We start from the raw sequence: 17,303 nt of genomic DNA on the forward strand, positions 1-17,303 counted from the left end.
CGTGGCGAACTAAAGGTTTAGGTGGTGTGATGGATATTCAGAAAATTAAAGAATTGGCTTTGGCAAACGGTTTTTCTTTAAAGTTGCAAGCAAGTGGAAACATGGACTTAAACGCATATGTTTATGAATTCGCAAATGCTATTGAGCAGGAAGCTAAAGCCCAAGCGGTGCCGGAAGGTTTTGCAATCAAAGATGTAATTAATGAGCGCCAACGTCAAATTAATCAAGAATTCTACTCTACTGAAAATGATGACGAGTACGAGCAAAATGAGCTTTTAAGAGCTGCTGTTTGTTATGCGGAAAATGTTGTTCGCAGAGGCTGGGTTTTTGATTCTAACTTTGGCCCTGATGTTTATCAGGAGGAGGAAGTTCCAGATTTGTGGCCTTGGGATTTAGATTTTTGGAAACCTAAGAACCCAAGAAGAGATTTGGTTAGAGCTGCCGCCCTAATAATTGCTGAAATTGAAAGAATTGATCGAAGCACAGGAGCCAGCCAATGACTAATCTAATCAGTGGTAAAGAAGCGTTAATTGCACTGGCGAATGGTGAGAGCGTTGAGCTTCAAACAATCGGTGATATGAATTGGTACGACTCAACGCAATGGACTGTCGGTGAATTACTTTGCTTTAAGGGTAGATTCCGCCTCAAACCAAAAACAATCACGCTAAACGGGATTGAAGTGTCTGCGCCATTTAAGCCGAAAGTAGGTGAAACCTATTGGTGTTTTAGCACACAGACAGTAATTGGATATGGTCACAATGTTTATGTATCAGAGCAGGCCGATAGGCGTTTTATGAATATGGGAGTATGGCGCACCGAAGATGAAGTTAAACAAGTAGTCGCAGCTTTGCGTCAAGTATTTGGTCTATCTGATGATGCTGTGAATGCAGTAAGGGGTGGGAAATGAAAACATTTCAAATCACAATTGAAGCAGATAAGCCGCCACAGGTTTTGGTCGGTGAAAATGTCTTTGGTGGCGTTGTCAAAGAAATGAAGTTGCTTGACACGGTGCTACTGAGTTCTGAACAACTTGCAGCTAAATACAACATCAGCGCACAGACTGTTAGACGTAAACTGGCAGGATACAATCAAGGATTTAGCACAAAATGCTTATACAATGCAGCGATTGCAGACAAAATCCTAAATCCTAAAGCTAAAAAATCCACTGGTGGAGCTAGGCGTAAAAATTAACGCCTAGCTATCTAGCATTTTCAATATATCCTTGACGTCGGGATTATAGTAAGTGTTCACCAAAACTTTAATTGTTTTATGGCCAGTAACTTTGGCTAAAACCTCAACTGGCAATTTCTGGTCATTCACAAAGCGAGTAATCGCTTCATGGCGTGTGTCGTGAAATCTGACTTCTTCAACACCTACCCTTGCCTTTGCTCGCTCAAATTGCAATCTAAATGCATTCTCAGTAAGCGGAATTAAGCGGTCATCATTATGCTGAATCAGCGCCATTAACTCTCTAGCTTTCTTAGTAAGTGGCACATCCCTTTCTTCACCATTTTTCGTATCAGCCAAGTGAATATGGTCTTTAAATATATTTGCCCTGCGAATTGACAATATCTCGCCACGACGCATAGCTGTTTCAATTGCAAATAGAAATGCCCATGCAACGTATTGGCTACTGGTGCGCGGAACATTACCAACTTCATATTTTAATTCAGCAAGAATTTTATCTATTTCAGACTGCAAAATACGCCTGTTTCTAGGTTTTGGCTTACGTGGTTTTTTAAGACTGAAAAATGGATTACTGTCTAAAATAAACAATTCCTTTTGTGCGAAAGTAAACACGGAACTATAGAGAGATATTTCTTTTAATACTGTGCCGTCCGACACTTCGGATTGTCTTTTGTTGCGCCAGTGCGTTAAGTCCTGCGGCGTGATCTGCGTAATGTCTTTGCGACCAAGTAAGCCAAATCGCTTCTCAAATGAATCTAGCTGCTCACGAATATATTTTTTAGATTTAGAGTCTTTGCCGTGTGCTTTGTAGTAAAGATTGAATAGATCGTGAAACGTAGTCACAGTTTTACGCTGCGCTTCAATTTCTTCTTTTGGCGTGGAGTTGGCTTCAATCAATCTCGCCATTGCCCAATGCAAGCACTCCTGCTCGGTATCGCGAGTGCAATATTCACGCTTACCATTCAGCATGATTGAGATTGACCAACTGCTGCCACGCTGTCTAGGTTTTGGTAATTTCATTGCTGCTCACCATTTATGTAAAGTTATGTAAGAAATGAGCGCCACGTTTTTTCAAACAGGGTTAGGCACGCTTCTTGACACAAATCCTGACACAATGATGACACAAATTGAGTTTTAGTTGTTGTCTATTTCGCAACAATGGCAACAATGGCAACAAGCAAAAGGCAATAAAAAAGGCTTGCAAGTACATGAAATTCCTTGCAAACCTTTGATATATATATGGTAGGTATAAGCAGACTCGAACTGCTGACCTCTACGATGTCAACGTAGCGCTCTAACCAACTGAGCTATACACCTGAAGTCCAAGCATCATATTCATTTTTATTTTTTATGACAAGCCCTTTTCTGAGTTTTTTAAACTTTGCGTACAAGTTTTAAGCAAAGTCTTAAAACATTGAATATCTTGAGAACTTAGCGGAGTACCTACGTAAATTTCCTGCTCAAATAACTTGATGGATTGTTCAAATGAACGCCTTTCATGTTCAGGTACATTTTCTGCCAAACGTTGTAACCAATGCCGAAAACTTTCAGAAGTCAATTTTTGCTGGCTCAAGGGTAAATTCTTTGCGAAATTGGTAATTTCTCTTTCAAGCGGGCTTAAACTTTTTCTTTTTTTCCGCAAAATCCATATAAAATATAATGCTACAATGCCACCAATACTCAAAATAAGAATTAAAACACCTGCATAAGCAGAATTTGTACCGAGCTTTTTAAACCATTGTTGTTGAGATTGAGCATTATAGCCCACCACTTTGCTTTGCCATTGGTAACTCGCATAATCACTCCATACACGGACTTTTTTCAACATCGAAAATTGTTGATAGGCCCAAGTAGACTGCTGGCTCCCAAAAATTGTCCGATCTTGTTCCATATAATCCTGCATCCCACCATCGATACGCTGAGGTGCGATCATGGCTGTAGGATCAATTCGACGCCAATGTTGATTGACATAAACCTCTGTCCACGCATGTGCATCAAGTTGACGAACTTCCCAACTTTTTCCATCTGGTGCTAATTGACCACCTTGATATCCCACAACAATACGCGATGGAACCCCCACATAGCGCATCAACATTGCAAAACTCGATGCAAAATGTTCGCAAAAGCCCTGTCTTGATCCAAATAAAAAATCATCTATACGATTTTGCCCCAATACACCTGGGCTTAAGGTATATGCAAAGCGATTTTGTTTATACCATTGCAAAACTTCTGCAATATAACGCTCAGGATTTTGATGACTGCGCTGCCATAAAGTTTGGGCCAATCGTTGTGATTGAACATCCAAGTTTTCAACATAGCGCGTGTTTAATTTTTCAAGTAAAGCCACATTTTTTATTTGTGGCGGCTCTGCACTTCCTAACCATTTCAGTTGAATCGGCTCTGTACGTGCTGTTAATCGGTAGGGTGTAATTCGACCATCTTGACCTAATGCAAAACGTGCTTCATTGGGAACGGATTGCTCCAACGACATAATCCACATCACACTTGGGTCGGCAGCCAAATATTGATAATTCAATGTCCGCTTGGGTTTTAAATCAGCTGGATTCAGCTGTATAACGTTCTGGTTAAAAAAATGACTAGTCCATTTAGAACCATCATATTCATCTAATGCCATCGCCCGCCAATACAGCTCTGTACGTGTTGGCAAGGCTTGAATATCACCAATTATACGAAAAGCCAAACTACTCGACTGTGATAACTCAGCAATATCGCCCGGAGACATGCTGTCACTGATTCCCGTTGTGGCTTTATTTTCAGGAATAGGAATATGCCATAGCGGCGGCAGGCGTGGAAAAAAGAGAAACAGCAAGATAAAGAATGGAACAGCTAAGGCAATAAATTTACCCACATGCCCAATATCTTGTTTAATCGCCTGTATTTCACCGCCTGAGTTTTGGCTAAAACCAACGGTCTGTAAACGATATAATCCAATAAAGCAGCTCAACAACGCCAATAAAATAACCAATGCCATGGCAAAAGACTGGCTAAACAAAAAACTACTGGCAATCACAAACATCGCAAAGTTAAATAAAATAATTACATCACGACGTGTTTTTGTTTCTAAAGATTTAGCAAATAAAAATGTACTAAGTACTGTAACCCCTGCATCAACACCAATAAAGGTTTTATGACTTATGTAAATGCTGAATAAAGCTATCAATGTCAGCACATAGGTTAAAATTTTAGAAAATGGTTTTTTACTGGCGCGGGTATTGAGTAATAAAAAAAGCCAAATGACTAAAAATACTAATGATGTCACCACTGGTATATAAAGCATTTGCGCAATGAGCAACAAAGCTAAAGTGAGTAGTATGGAGCGGCGTATGGTATTTTCAATCATAAATCAAGCCTGCGCCAATAACCGTTTAGCTTCGGAAAAATGCAGTGCTCCAGTGCCTGATGCTAACTCAGCATTAGGTAAATACAGTGCATATTGATCGTGATTTTGCTCAGCCTGCTCGACCAAACCCATCATAAGACTAAGTTTTTCTTCATGACTTTGAGCTGGCATATAGTGATAATGAATCTCCAATTTCTTTAGATCTTCATATTGTTCAAAGACTTTCACATATAAGCCTTGTCCTCGTGCTGCTTGTTTCCAAGACACCGCATGAAGTGAATCCCCCGTCTGAAAACTCCGTAATTCGCGAAATTCATCAAGATCAGGTTCAAAATTTTGCTGTTGTTGCTTATTTTCAACGGAATGCAAACTGGCTTGAGGTGCAACCCACGCTGGTTGCTGTACGTACAAATACGTCCAGGCCCGAACCAAACCAAAGGGATAAACACTATAAATTTGTATAGGGGGAATCTGAAAAACACCGCGTTGACTGGTTATAAAATTTAATTGAAAGCCGTGCTGTTGCGTATTGAACAATAATTTATGTAGCTGATTTTCAGTTTTAATCCACAAATATCGCGCCTGTTCTACATCTTGCTTAAAGTAAATATCGACCGAAAGTAATTCACCTACTTGCGGGGTATCAACAACATTTATTTGAATCTGCAACGCATGAAGCTGTTTAAAAGTAATATAGAAACTAATACACAATACGGCGCTAATTAAAAAGCAAAATCCTAAAATCAAGTTATTGGCATAATTCACACCTGCAATAAAGGTGATGAAAATTAACACCAAATACAAGTAGCCTTGCTGATAGATAAAGATCAAGACATCTTTTTGAGTCAGCTGCTTGTGCTGATCGATTTTAAATCGACGTTCAATCCATTGCTGCCACATTGAAGCCAAGGTTCAACTCCTTTATTGGATCGAAACTTGTTCTAAAAGCTTAAAGGCTTCAAGATCTGACAACCCAATTCGATGAGATACCACAGCTGTAAAAACGGCTTGTACATCGTCAGGATTCACATAATTTCGCTGCTCAATCAGCGCATAGGCTTGCGCAGCTTTCTTTAAGGCTAAAACACCACGAGTAGAAAGACCATGTCTCCCCTTACGTGTCTCAGCAGCAAGATCCAAAATGTAATCCATTAAACGATCACTCAGATGTATCTGCTCGACAAACCCTTGTAGTTGTAAAATTTCTGCTTCATTAAAGATATGTGCTAATGCCGCAATCAGATCATGGCGTGAAGTTTGTTGGAGCAATAATTTCTCTGCCTGACGCGATGGATAACCTAAAGACAAACGCATTAAAAACCGGTCCAACTGGGACTCAGGTAAGGCATAAGTACCACTTTGAAATAAAGGGTTTTGTGTCGCAATCACCCAAAATGGTTGAGGCAAAGCATATCGCACACCGTCGACCGTCACATAGCCCTCTTCCATCGCTTCCAATAAAGCACTTTGGGTCTTTGGACTACAACGGTTGATTTCATCTGCCAATAAAATTTGGGTAAAAATCGGCCCAGATTTAAACTCAAAATGATGTTCTTTTTGATTAAACATATTTACCCCAATCACATCGCTGGCCAGCATGTCATTGGTAAATTGAATCCGTTGAAACTTTAACCCCGCCAAATGTGACAAGGCGCTAGATAATGTCGTTTTTCCTAAACCAGGTAAGTCTTCAAATAGCACATGCCCGCCTGCCAATAGACAAGCTAAAGCCAATTTGGTTTGCTGATTTTTATCCAAAATAATTTGGTTAATTTGTTCGAGGAATGTATTTATTTTCGGGTAAAAAGGCGCAAGGCTCTGCTCACTTAAAAGCGTTGATGTATTATTTTGTTGGCTTTTCTCTGATCCCCAAAACACCTTTTATTCCCCAATAAAAAAGTTAAATGAATGACTAACATACAGGGTTTTATTTAAAAATACAGTGTTTATCTCCAATCTATACCCAGTTCAATACTTTAAATACATACGCTTGATATTTATTGGGTATACAAAAGCGTTGTTTTCGCTTCGACTGATCACAATTCAGCAAAAAAAAGCGTCCCGAAGAACGCTTTTTTTATTGGATTTTTAGCACAAGTCAAAGCATTAGCAAGGACACTTCTTCATGTCACCACCAGCTGATGGATAACGTGCATCTACACAGTGACGATAAAATGTTTTTGCATCCATCGCTTCCAAATCAGGATGATGTTTTGCCATATGTTCCAAATAGTTTTGGTAATCTGGCACACCCACCATCAGGCGGAAGCTTTGCTGTAAACGTTGCCACAACGTCGCAATACGTGACCAATTTTTCGGGTTCAGAATTAGATCCTTCTGCGACATAATGGTCATTTTAATGATTTTATAAATCACCGTTTTTCCACTTTTTGCAAACTTCAGGTTCATTCATATTCCCCTATTAATGTGCTGAATTCGACGGATTAATTTCAGCTGGGTCACGGTAAATCGCTTCTGCTTCATTCACCGATGGATTTGGATTTACCAAAGCACGACGCACCACACCAATCGCTGCAAATAACATCACAAATGCCACAATCATAAAGAATGCACAAAGACCGGCATTGATTTGATTCGACAATGCAACCGTATGCATTTCAGCCATGGTTTTCGCAGGTGCCAACAATTCATTTTTCGCAATTGCTGCATTAAAACGATCTGCCTGAGCCAAAAAACCAATCTTTGGATTTTCGTGGAAAATCTTCTGCCAACCAGCGGTCATTGAAGTAATAAACAAGAATAATGTTGGGATAATTGTCACCCAAACATACTTTTGTTTTTTCATCTTGAATAAAATCACTGTACCCAAGATCAAAGCCATCGCAGCAAGAATTTGGTTACCAATACCAAATAGCGGCCATAAGCTATTAATACCGCCGAGTGGATCAACCACACCTTGGTAAACGAAGAAGCCCCAACCTGCAACAGCTACCGCTGTACCTAACAGATTTCCGAAGAAATTATGTGAGTTTTTAACCGCAGGAACCACGATACCCACTGTATCTTGCACCATGAAACGACATGCACGCGTACCTGCATCCACAGCAGTTAAAATAAAGAGTGCTTCGAATAAAATCGCAAAGTGATACCAGAACGCCATCATTGAACGGTTATTAAAAATTTCCGTAATGATATGCGCCATACCAATCGCAAATGTTGGCGCCCCCCCTGTACGAGACAGAATCGAGTTTTCACCCACTTCTTGTGCAAGTAAGGTCAATGCTTCAGGTGTTACCACGAAGCCTAATGTACGAACTGCTTCTGCAGCGGACTCAACCGTTGTACCAATCACAGCTGCTGGCGCATTAATCGCAAAATACACACCAGGCTCAAGAATCGTTGCACAGACCAAAGCCATGATCGCAACAAAAGATTCCATCAACATGCCGCCATAACCGATCATGCGAATATCTTTTTCATTATTCACAAGCTTCGGTGTCGTTCCTGAAGAAACGAGCGCATGGAAACCTGAAATTGCACCACAGGCAATGGTAATAAACAAGAATGGGAACATTGAGCCTGCAAATACAGGACCTGTACCATCAATAAAATGCGTTACCGCTGGCATTTTCATCTCAGGTAAAGCAAACATGATCCCGATTGCTAAACCTGCAATAACACCAATTTTCAAGAAAGTAGATAGGTAATCACGTGGTGCAAGCAGTAACCAAACAGGTAATACTGATGCCACGAAACCATAACCGATCAGCCACCAAGTCAGTTCAGTACCTGAAAGTGTAAAGAATGGCCCCCAGTATGGATGCTGTGCAATGTCGCCACCATAGATAATCCCAGCCATCATCAGTACAAAACCAATGATCGACACTTCTGCAATTTTACCCGGACGGATAAAGCGCATGTAGATACCCATGAAAATCGCAATCGGTACAGTGGCCGCGATACTGAAAACACCCCACGGACTGTTGGTCAACGCTTTTACAACCACCAAAGCCAGTACCGCTAGAATGATGATCATCACACCTAGTGCGCCAAGCATCACGATGATTCCGGCAAAAGAACCCAGTTCTTGTTTTGCCATTTCACCGAGTGAACGACCATCACGACGCGTCGAGATGAATAAGACTAAAAAGTCTTGAACCGCACCTGCGAGAACAACACCCACTAAGAGCCAAATAGTTCCCGGCAAATAACCCATTTGCGCAGCAAGGATCGGTCCGACTAAAGGACCTGCTCCTGCAATCGCGGCAAAATGGTGACCAAATAGAACGCTTTTATTGGTCGGCACATAATCCAAACCGTCAGCTAAGCGATGAGCAGGCGTTAAACGTCGCTCATTCAGTTCAAAGACTTTATTAGCAATAAATAAACTATAAAAACGATATGCAATGCTATACACACAGATTGCTGCAAGGATCAGCCAAACTGCATTGACATGCTCGCCTCGACTGAGTGCTAGTATGCCGAATGAAACGGCACCTAGAATGGCTACAAACAGCCAGATAATCTTTGAAGCCATTCCTGACTTCGGTTGAATGGTTTCCATCTCAATCCCTCATAAATGTTGAAATAAATCAGCTTGATTTTTCTTGTTCGAGGTACTGCTGTTTCTTCCCTTGAGACTCTACTCCTGTTATAGGTTTTTTCATCTAATACTTTGGAATAAAAATTTAAACCAATAGGTATAAAAAAGGGATGAATCACTTCATCCCTTTCGATAATAGTCTATTTTTAAACCATTATGCACGTTCTAAATAGTCACCAGTACGAGTGTCTACACGAACGCTTTCTTCTTGCTGTACGAATAATGGAACACGTACAACTGCACCAGTTTCAAGCTTAGCCGGCTTACCGCCACCGCCTGAAGTATCACCACGTACACCTGGATCAGTTTCAACGATTTTTAATACAACGAAGTTTGGCGCGCTCACAGTTAAAGGAACACCGTTCCAAAGCATGATTGTGCAAAGTTCATTTGAGTCATCTTTCAACCATTTAGCCGCGTCGCCCATAGCAACTTTATCAGCAGCGATTTGTTCGAAAGATTCTGGATCCATGAAGTTCCACATTTCACCGTCGTTATACAAGTAGTTCATTTCAACTTCTTGGATGTCAGCAGCTTCTAGTGAATCACCAGATTTGAAAGTTTTTTCTAAAACTTTACCAGTTTTAAGGTTACGTAATTTTACGCGGTTAAAAGCTTGGCCTTTACCTGGTTTTACGTATTCGTTTTCCATGATTGAACATGGGTTACCGTCAAGCATGACCTTAAGGCCTGACTTGAAATCATTCGTAGAATAATAGGCCATGACTGGCTCACTCCAAACTTACTAACTTTAATCTATAGATGCTATGGGCTGTAACATGTCATTTAGCAAGTACTGACTGTAACATTGGCTGCCACATGCACATTAATGTGATATTGCGTATTCTAAATGACCAATGCACCATGTCGCAACGAAAAAATCCCCATTAAAAGGGTCAAGCTGCTTAACTTACACTCAGACATTAAAGAACTTTGTTTATACAATGCCCACAAACAGGTAAAATTGCTGTTTACTGAAACTTAATAAATGTTTTGTAGGCTTCATCCGTTGTGAGCTTTATCGGAATTATTTCAGCTTACACTTCAAAGTTCGACGCATTAATTTCAGCAATATTCCCCACTCACCTTTCTGCATTTTTTAAACATTCAGCATGATAAACTATTTATTTCAAGAGCAAAACTGGCAAACCCAATTGAGTGATTTGATAACAAATCCTCAAGAATTACTCGATGTATTAGAACTTTCGCATGATCAGTTATTATCGGGTGCTCAGTTCGCAGCAGATGAGTTTCGCCTACGCGTTCCGCGCGCTTTTGTCGAAAAAATGCAAAAAGGTAATCCGCTCGATCCGCTTTTACTCCAAGTCCTACCGCATCATTTAGAACTTGAAGAACACGCCGGTTTTGTTACCGACCCATTAGGTGAAGAACAAGCCAACCAACAGCCAGGGGTATTACATAAGTACAAGTCTCGTTTTTTACTGACTTTAACCGGTGCCTGCGCGGTCCATTGCCGTTATTGTTTCCGCCGGCATTTTCCCTACCAAGAAAACCTGCCTAAAAATGACGATTGGACAAACATTAAACAATATATCAAACAACAACCCGATATTAATGAAGTGATTTTAAGTGGTGGAGACCCGCTCACACTATCAAATCGTAAACTTCAAGTGTGGATTGAACGTTTATCGACTTTGCCACAAATTAAATTTTTGAGAATTCATTCACGAGTTCCTATCGTAATCCCCAACCGTGTCGATGAAGAGCTGGTTTCTATTTTAAAAAACAGTAGGCTACGCATTATTCTAGTGGTACACTCAAATCATGCATCTGAGCTTGATGATTTTACGTGCAGCCAGCTTCAACAGCTTGTCAAACAAGGAATCACCGTGCTTAACCAAGCCGTTTTATTGAAAGGGGTCAATGATTCAGCTGATGTATTGGTCGAACTAAGTTACCGCTTATTCGATGCAGGCGTGATGCCTTATTACTTACATGTTCTAGATAAAGTCAAAGGTGCTTCACATTTTGATACACCGGCGCAGAACATAGATTTAATTTATAAAGAAGTTTTAGAGAATCTACCGGGTTACTTGGTTCCTAAACTTGTACGGGAAATCGCGGGCGAGAAAAACAAGACACCGCTTTTTGGGGCTTCAACTTTTTGAGTTAAATAATAAAGATGACCACGCATACTTCAGATACGTTTCAACATCCGACTGAATTAAAGCTGGATAAACTGAGCTTTTGTCCTACCAATGCCAAAGGACTACAAGAGTGGTTAAATGGCATTTCAATTTTACAATTAGGTACTTCATCTAAAGCACTGTTTAATGCGTTGCTAGAAATTTCTGAGCTCAAGTGCCAAGAAATGCTACGTTTTGATTTGGTTCAGATTGTTCATCCAACTTTGGAAAGTGTGCTTACCAGTTTAGAAAAGCACTTTACCAATCAGAGCCTCATTACCACGGATCGTAATGACCAAATCATTGAATTGGCCATGTTATTACGTAGCCACTTTGCCAAAATCTATATTGATATTGCCAAACGATGTAATCAGCAGCTCAATCAACAAAAGTTTTCGATTTTTTCATTCGGCCATAAAAAAAGCTTACAAACTGCTCGAATTGCGTCGATTTACTATGCGTTGCAACAACTAACATTGTTGTTGTATCAACAACACATGTTGTATGCCACCCCGACTACGGGACAATGGATTGCAGCACATCAACTGATTGAATGTGCCATTGAACACAATTTCTATCAAAGTAATGTCAATCAGTTACTGGGTACTCAACATCAAATTGCAAATATTGCTCAAGCTTATGCACAATTAATCTTATTAGATATTTTCAATAATCATCAGATTCGCCCTGCTGAAATCCAAGGTTTGTATTTATGTAGCTTTGACTGGGCAAAATTGGTTCAAATCCTACCGAAAGAAACCACGCTTTCACGCTATATTGTAGACACGAAAAAAGATCATCCACCGATTTATAACTCAAAACAAGATCGGTCTTATCAAGCCAATGTATACATTTCAACGCAAAACTTGCTCGATCATTTGACCGAAACGCAAACTAGAAATGCCAATTATTTATCTAAAAATGAAAAGTTATTTTTAACTCCAGCGCTATATTTCCATATTCATAATATTTTGACCAACAACACTGAACGTCGTCATGAACGTTATGAATATTCTGCGCAAATTAATATTTGCTTTAGCTTAATGGTGGCGCATTTCTATCTCTCTAAAGGTAAAAACTTCCACGAAACTTTAGATTTGGAAGGCAATTATCAATTCCACAATGAAGCCTCTTTTGTCAATTCGCATGATTCAAATATGCCAACAGGAATGACTAATGCGAAAGCGCTAGATCGTGAAGCAAAACAGATTCATACCGCTGACGTATTAGATATTAGTGTGAATGGTTATCGCATTAAATGGACTGGCCCTACCCCTGCTAATTTAAAAACCGGCGAATTTATTTTGATCCAAGAAAATGCTCAAAGCCAATGGCGTGGCGGTGTTGTTCGTTGGATCAAACAATCGACTGAAAAAAGTTTGGAATTGGGTCTCGAAGTACTGGCTCAAGATTTGTATCCATGTTCAGCCCATATCCGTACCGACCGCAATACAACAAATCATCAACCTGCTTTATTGGTACAGACCACACAACTTGATCAAGTGTCTACGACCTTAATTTTACCTGGGGCAAATCTCTTCCGAGAGAAACAAACGATCCACCTTCGCTTAGGCAAAGAAGACATCAAAGTCTATCTCACCAAAGCGCAGTTGGTGACGCAAAGCTTTATTCGCTTTGAATATGAATTATTGAATGAAGAGCAAGAAAATGTCGTTAAAGACTTTATTGCGAAACAGAGCAATGAGATCAAAAATAACGACTTATGGGAAGCATTAAAGTGAGAAATCCATTACTATCCAAAAAACTAAAACGTACGGAAACTCGATTACTCATTATTGATGATAATCAAATACGTTTTAACCAGATACGTGATTTATTGACAGACAGCGAACATCAAGTTCATGCCATATTACTTGATGATTTACAAAATTTCGAAAAACAGCTGAATCTCAATTGGGACTTGATCATTTTTGGACGTGCTTATGATTTAAAATATGAACAAGCTTTAAGTTTAGTTCAACTATCGAGCCAACCGAATTTACCGATTATTTTACTTAAACCCGAAGACTATCAAGCAGAACAATATGCAAGTTTAGTCAAAAAAGGGATTTATGACATTGTCGATATTGCTGAACCTGAGAGTTTCTATTTTGGTTTAATCCGTGCTTTATCCTTTAGTCGCCTACAACAATCGCAGCAACATTTAATGGAAGAGCTCGAAACAGCTCAAATCCAAACCCAGTCTTTAGTTGAAGATAGTCGTAAAGCGGTTGCCGTGATTCAAGAAGGCATTCACATTCAAGCCAATGCTGAATATCTCACTTTGTTTGGTCTAAAAAATGAAGACGATGTAATCGGTCTGCCCCTGCTCGATCTATTACAACCTTCTGACCTCAATGACTTTAAACAACGTTTTAAAAAAATCAGTCAAGGACAGCTCGACTTAGGACGTTTTGATCTTGATTCGCAAAATATCGCTGTGGCTGGGCAAAACCCACTAAAACTCGAATTTATTGCTGCGGCTGAAGAAGATGCTTTACAGCTCGCAATTGAAATTGGCAGTCAAAGCAGCAATGCTGTAAGCACCGCGCCAGTTGAATCCAGCCCACAAAAACCAAAAGCTTTTCAACAACTCAACCGTACCATCGGCCAACAACCTGCCAATGTAAATGCATTAGTTCTATTTACGTTGGCTTCTTGCTCAGATGCGATTTTTCAAAAAGATTGGAATACCTATAAGAGCTATTTCACCAATATTAAAGACTTCTTGAAAGATCAGACTCATGCTCCATTATTTAGTTTAGACAATGGTGCAATGGTTGCCTTATTCCAAGCAGATAATCAGCTCAAACTTGAGTCTAAATTGATTGGTCTTAACACCTTGAGCAAACCTCAATTACTCAGTGTAAATAATGAAACTTATCCATTAAATTTACGCATGGGATACAGTGTTTTAGACAGCGATATTCGTGATGAAGCACATTTTGAAACCTTTGTTGCAAAAGCCTTTAATACTGCGCTACCTACCAACCAACAAGCGCCTGAAATCGATTTAACGATTCCATTAGAAATTGATATTCCAAGTTTGGATTTTGGTACACCAGAAGCGCAAATTGCACCGATTGTCGTTAGTGATGAAGCTCCTGTTATTAAGGCCCTTCGCAACTGCTTAGAACGCGGTGAAATTTATCTTAAATATCAACAACTGTATGATAAAGAAGATTCTCATCTTTATACTTATGAAGTAACCAGCGGCTTTATTTTTGAAAATAAATGGAAAGATATCGCCCAACTGCGTGAGTTAGCTGAAGACTCAGAGCTATCCATTAAGTTGGATCGTTGGATCTTGGTTGAATCGTGTAAACAGCTACACAACTTCATCACTCAGTTCCCTGAAGCTAAATTAATCGTTAACCTGAACAAAGAAGTGCTATATAGCGACCGCACCTTCCCTGAGTTTATTTCGAAACTGATTACGATTATTCGTAGTAAATTGAAAAATCCGTTAATTTTACAATTTGCAGAAGAAGACATTCAGCTCAATATCGATGCCGCTCAAAAAGCATTTGTTGAACTTCGTAAAAATGGTGCTGAACTGGCTTTACGCAATTTTGGTCATTCGATGTTTAGTGAATCATTATTACGTCAAATGGATGTTCACTGCTTAACACTAGATTCAAGCTTGACCCAAATGCTTGCAAACGACAAGTCATGCCAAGAGCTGCAAGAAAAAATTACCACTTATCATGAAATCAAAACTGTTGAAATCATGCTACGTGAATTAAATGACATGACACTGTTTGCCAATGCTTGGAATGTAGAAGCTCGTTTTATTCAAGGTGATTATTTCCAAAAGAAACTCGATCATCTCATCGATGTTCAGGACCAATAAGGTTCTGAACATTGCCGATTTAAGGTTTATCTTTTTATCGGCACAAAAAAAACGGGCATAAAGCCCGTTTTTTCGTTTTGGATATTAACGTTTGATAGAACGTGACATACCAGCAAAACGTTGTTTGAATTTGTCGATACGACCGCCAGTGTCAACGCTTTTCTGTTTACCAGTGTAGAATGGGTGGCAAGCAGAACATACGTCTAGGTAAATAGTTTCTTTACCAAGAGCTGAACGAGTTTCAATTACGTTACCGCATGAACATGTAGCAACTAAAGTTTCATATTTTGGGTGAATATCGGCGCGCATCGTCGATTACTCCTAAGATTTAAGAAGGTTTAGCTGTCATCGCAATTGATCACTCTTGCATCACTACAAGGAAGGCTTAAAAAAGCAGACCAACACCATAACAGACCATTCTTTTGGCCCACCGAGACGGATACCGTCAGAGCTAAGCACAACAAGTTGGGGCAAATTATAGCTGATTTTTTATTGTTAATAAATAGATATTCAAGGCTGAATCGCTCTACTCTTTAGGTTGAGCTTGCTCTAAATATTTCTGATATTGTAATTCGACTGTACGCTGAAATTGGGCTTGATCAAAATGGTCTAATTTTTCAATAAATGCAGGACAAAACGTCGTAGCATTTACTGACTGTAATGATCTGCTCATGCCCTCTAACATACTTTGAAGCTGCTGTTTAAATTGTGCATCGACTGGCTGATCAACATCTTTTGCTTTTAATGGCTCTACACCATTAAAACGGACAGCCTGAACCGCAGCAATTAATTTAAGCTTTGCAGCTTGATAAGCCTGATCTAATTCCATATTCATCTGTGGTTGTCGATCACGACAAAAATCCAACATGGGCTGCAGGCTGATAAGTGGCATTTTTTCAATGACATCACGGTAACTATTTAGAGATAAATCCTCTTGAGCATGAACGACTGTGTTCATACCCAAGAATAAAATGAAGAGCCCTGTTTTAATTTTCATGATTTTTTCTTTTCATCTATATAAGGTATTTTAAAAGGACGTATACATCTCATCCTTACTCTTGCCCACGGCTTTGTTTTGCCCAAAGGTTGGCAATCACACCACAGACCATCAACTGGATTTGGTGAAAGATCATAATCGGTAAAACAATCATCCCCATCGGCTGCCCAATAAATAAAATTTGTGCCATGGGCACACCACTCGCCAAGGTTTTTTTAGAGCCACAAAAGAAAATCGTCTTTTGATCAGCTCGGCTAAAGCCCAACCAACGTGGTACATATAGCGCCAATAACATAATGATCGTTAATAAGACAGAGCACACCACAATCAATAGGAATAAGGTCATACCACTCACTTGATGCCATAGCCCTGCCACCACTGCACTACTGAATGCACCATAGACCACCATCAAAATTGAGCCCTGATCAAATACCTTCACGATTTTTGGCATTTTCTTCATATAAGGAAACACCCAAGGACGGAGGAGCTGCCCTAAAATGAAGGGAATGAGTAATAACAGGGTAATTTGAATAATAGATGCTGTCGGATCGTAGTTATGTTGTGACTGGCCGAGAATAAAATAGGCCACCATCACTGGGGTAATAAACATCCCAATAATATTTGAAAATGATGCACTACAGACTGCGCCAGCAACATTACCCTGCGCTACCGAAGTAAATGCAATAGAAGACTGTACTGTCGAAGGTAAAAAGCACATAAACAAAAAGCCCCAATACAACTCTTGCCCTAACATCGGCACGAGTATCGGTTTCGCCATTAAACCCAGTAATGGAAATAATGCAAAGGTAAAAGCAAAAACTAAAGCATGTAACTTCCAATGCATAATGCCTTCAACCACAGCCTCACGAGACAACTTTGCACCATGGAGAAAAAATAAAATGGCAATTGCAGCCGTGGTTATATAGCCAAAGATTTCTGCAGCTTGTCCACTGACAGGCAAAAAAGTCGCAAGTATGACCATTACAAAAAGTAGAATGGTAAAACGATCCAAAGCCAACATTTTCAGCATAACAACATCCTGTACAAATTTTCCTTTAAACTCATCGGCAAAAAAATGCCCAATAAGCTAAATTTACCATTGAGTAAATTTCATCTTACTGGGCCATGTAAATAAAGCCAGCGTTTCTCAGATATATTCATTATTTTAAATGTTGATAGTGAGCTCAACTCAA

General features: G+C 39.7%; 16 protein-coding genes and 1 tRNA gene. 6 read left to right on the forward strand and 11 right to left on the reverse strand.

All coding sequences use genetic code 11. The annotated features are described in order from the left end of the window. From FTT85_RS18765 to FTT85_RS13795, 3 genes are all read left to right on the forward strand, one after another. A partial coding sequence (locus FTT85_RS18765) for a hypothetical protein (protein WP_257232167.1) occupies positions 1–500 on the forward strand: 500 nt, incomplete at its 5' end. Further along, positions 497–907, forward strand: a complete 411-nt coding sequence (locus tag FTT85_RS13790) for a hypothetical protein (protein WP_180183781.1) — start codon at positions 497–499, stop codon at positions 905–907. The genes FTT85_RS18765 and FTT85_RS13790, both read left to right, overlap by 4 nt. Then, the gene (locus FTT85_RS13795; protein WP_178962125.1) at positions 904–1,191 is read left to right on the forward strand and encodes a DNA-binding protein; all 288 of its coding nucleotides are present in this window, start codon (positions 904–906) and stop codon (positions 1,189–1,191) included. The genes FTT85_RS13790 and FTT85_RS13795 overlap by 4 nt, the downstream gene beginning before the upstream one ends. 3 nt (positions 1,192–1,194) lie before the next feature. Here FTT85_RS13795 and FTT85_RS13800 read toward each other — a convergent pair whose 3' ends face one another. The 8 genes from FTT85_RS13800 to efp all read right to left on the reverse strand — a co-directional run bounded on the left by FTT85_RS13800 (position 1,195) and on the right by efp (position 9,837). Further along, the gene (locus FTT85_RS13800; protein WP_180183782.1) at positions 1,195–2,208 is read right to left on the reverse strand and encodes a site-specific integrase; all 1,014 of its coding nucleotides are present in this window, start codon (positions 2,206–2,208) and stop codon (positions 1,195–1,197) included. A 220-nt stretch (positions 2,209–2,428) separates the two neighbouring features. Next, positions 2,429–2,505 (reverse strand) — tRNA-Val (locus FTT85_RS13805). Positions 2,506–2,536: 31 nt separating this feature from the next. Beyond that, a complete protein-coding gene (locus tag FTT85_RS13810) occupies positions 2,537–4,549 on the reverse strand; it encodes a DUF3488 and transglutaminase-like domain-containing protein (protein ID WP_180183783.1) in 2,013 nt (670 codons plus the stop codon). A 3-nt stretch (positions 4,550–4,552) separates the two neighbouring features. Continuing rightward, the gene (locus FTT85_RS13815) at positions 4,553–5,458 is read right to left on the reverse strand and encodes a DUF58 domain-containing protein (protein WP_180183784.1); all 906 of its coding nucleotides are present in this window, start codon (positions 5,456–5,458) and stop codon (positions 4,553–4,555) included. Between the two features lie 12 nt (positions 5,459–5,470). Continuing rightward, complete coding sequence (locus FTT85_RS13820) at positions 5,471–6,427, reverse strand: MoxR family ATPase (RefSeq protein ID WP_180004888.1); 957 nt, start codon at positions 6,425–6,427, stop codon at positions 5,471–5,473. Positions 6,428–6,655: 228 nt separating this feature from the next. Further along, complete coding sequence (locus tag FTT85_RS13825) at positions 6,656–6,958, reverse strand: YbdD/YjiX family protein (RefSeq protein WP_078190160.1); 303 nt, start codon at positions 6,956–6,958, stop codon at positions 6,656–6,658. Positions 6,959–6,971: 13 nt separating this feature from the next. Beyond that, a complete protein-coding gene (locus FTT85_RS13830; protein WP_180183785.1) occupies positions 6,972–9,074 on the reverse strand; it encodes a carbon starvation CstA family protein in 2,103 nt (700 codons plus the stop codon). A 193-nt stretch (positions 9,075–9,267) separates the two neighbouring features. Next, a complete protein-coding gene (gene efp / locus FTT85_RS13835) occupies positions 9,268–9,837 on the reverse strand; it encodes an elongation factor P (protein WP_067762759.1) in 570 nt (189 codons plus the stop codon). 388 nt (positions 9,838–10,225) lie between these two features. Here efp and epmB point away from each other — a divergent pair, with 388 nt between their 5' ends. The 3 genes from epmB to FTT85_RS13850 are packed head-to-tail and all read left to right on the forward strand — an operon-like array spanning position 10,226 to position 15,113. Then, positions 10,226–11,242, forward strand: coding sequence for an EF-P beta-lysylation protein EpmB (gene epmB, locus FTT85_RS13840; protein ID WP_180183786.1), 1,017 nt, complete (start codon positions 10,226–10,228; stop codon positions 11,240–11,242). 14 nt (positions 11,243–11,256) lie between these two features. Continuing rightward, a complete protein-coding gene (locus tag FTT85_RS13845; protein ID WP_180183787.1) occupies positions 11,257–13,002 on the forward strand; it encodes a GTPase in 1,746 nt (581 codons plus the stop codon). Next, complete coding sequence (locus FTT85_RS13850; RefSeq protein ID WP_180183788.1) at positions 12,984–15,113, forward strand: EAL domain-containing protein; 2,130 nt, start codon at positions 12,984–12,986, stop codon at positions 15,111–15,113. Before FTT85_RS13845 ends, FTT85_RS13850 begins: the two co-directional genes overlap by 19 nt. A gap of 84 nt (positions 15,114–15,197) precedes the next feature. On the opposite strand, the gene rpmE is transcribed toward FTT85_RS13850, so the two are convergent. From rpmE to FTT85_RS13865, 3 genes are all read right to left on the reverse strand, one after another. Beyond that, positions 15,198–15,422: a 50S ribosomal protein L31 gene (gene rpmE / locus FTT85_RS13855; protein ID WP_078190165.1), complete on the reverse strand. Its 225-nt coding sequence runs from the start codon at positions 15,420–15,422 to the stop codon at positions 15,198–15,200. Between the two features lie 217 nt (positions 15,423–15,639). Further along, complete coding sequence (locus FTT85_RS13860; RefSeq protein ID WP_180183789.1) at positions 15,640–16,110, reverse strand: hypothetical protein; 471 nt, start codon at positions 16,108–16,110, stop codon at positions 15,640–15,642. A 55-nt stretch (positions 16,111–16,165) separates the two neighbouring features. Then, positions 16,166–17,140, reverse strand: a complete 975-nt coding sequence (locus tag FTT85_RS13865; protein WP_180183790.1) for a bile acid:sodium symporter family protein — start codon at positions 17,138–17,140, stop codon at positions 16,166–16,168. Positions 17,141–17,303: the final 163 nt, after the last annotated feature.

Source organism: Acinetobacter sp. YH01020, assembly GCF_013420275.1.
Lineage (GTDB): Bacteria > Pseudomonadota > Gammaproteobacteria > Pseudomonadales > Moraxellaceae > Acinetobacter > Acinetobacter amyesii.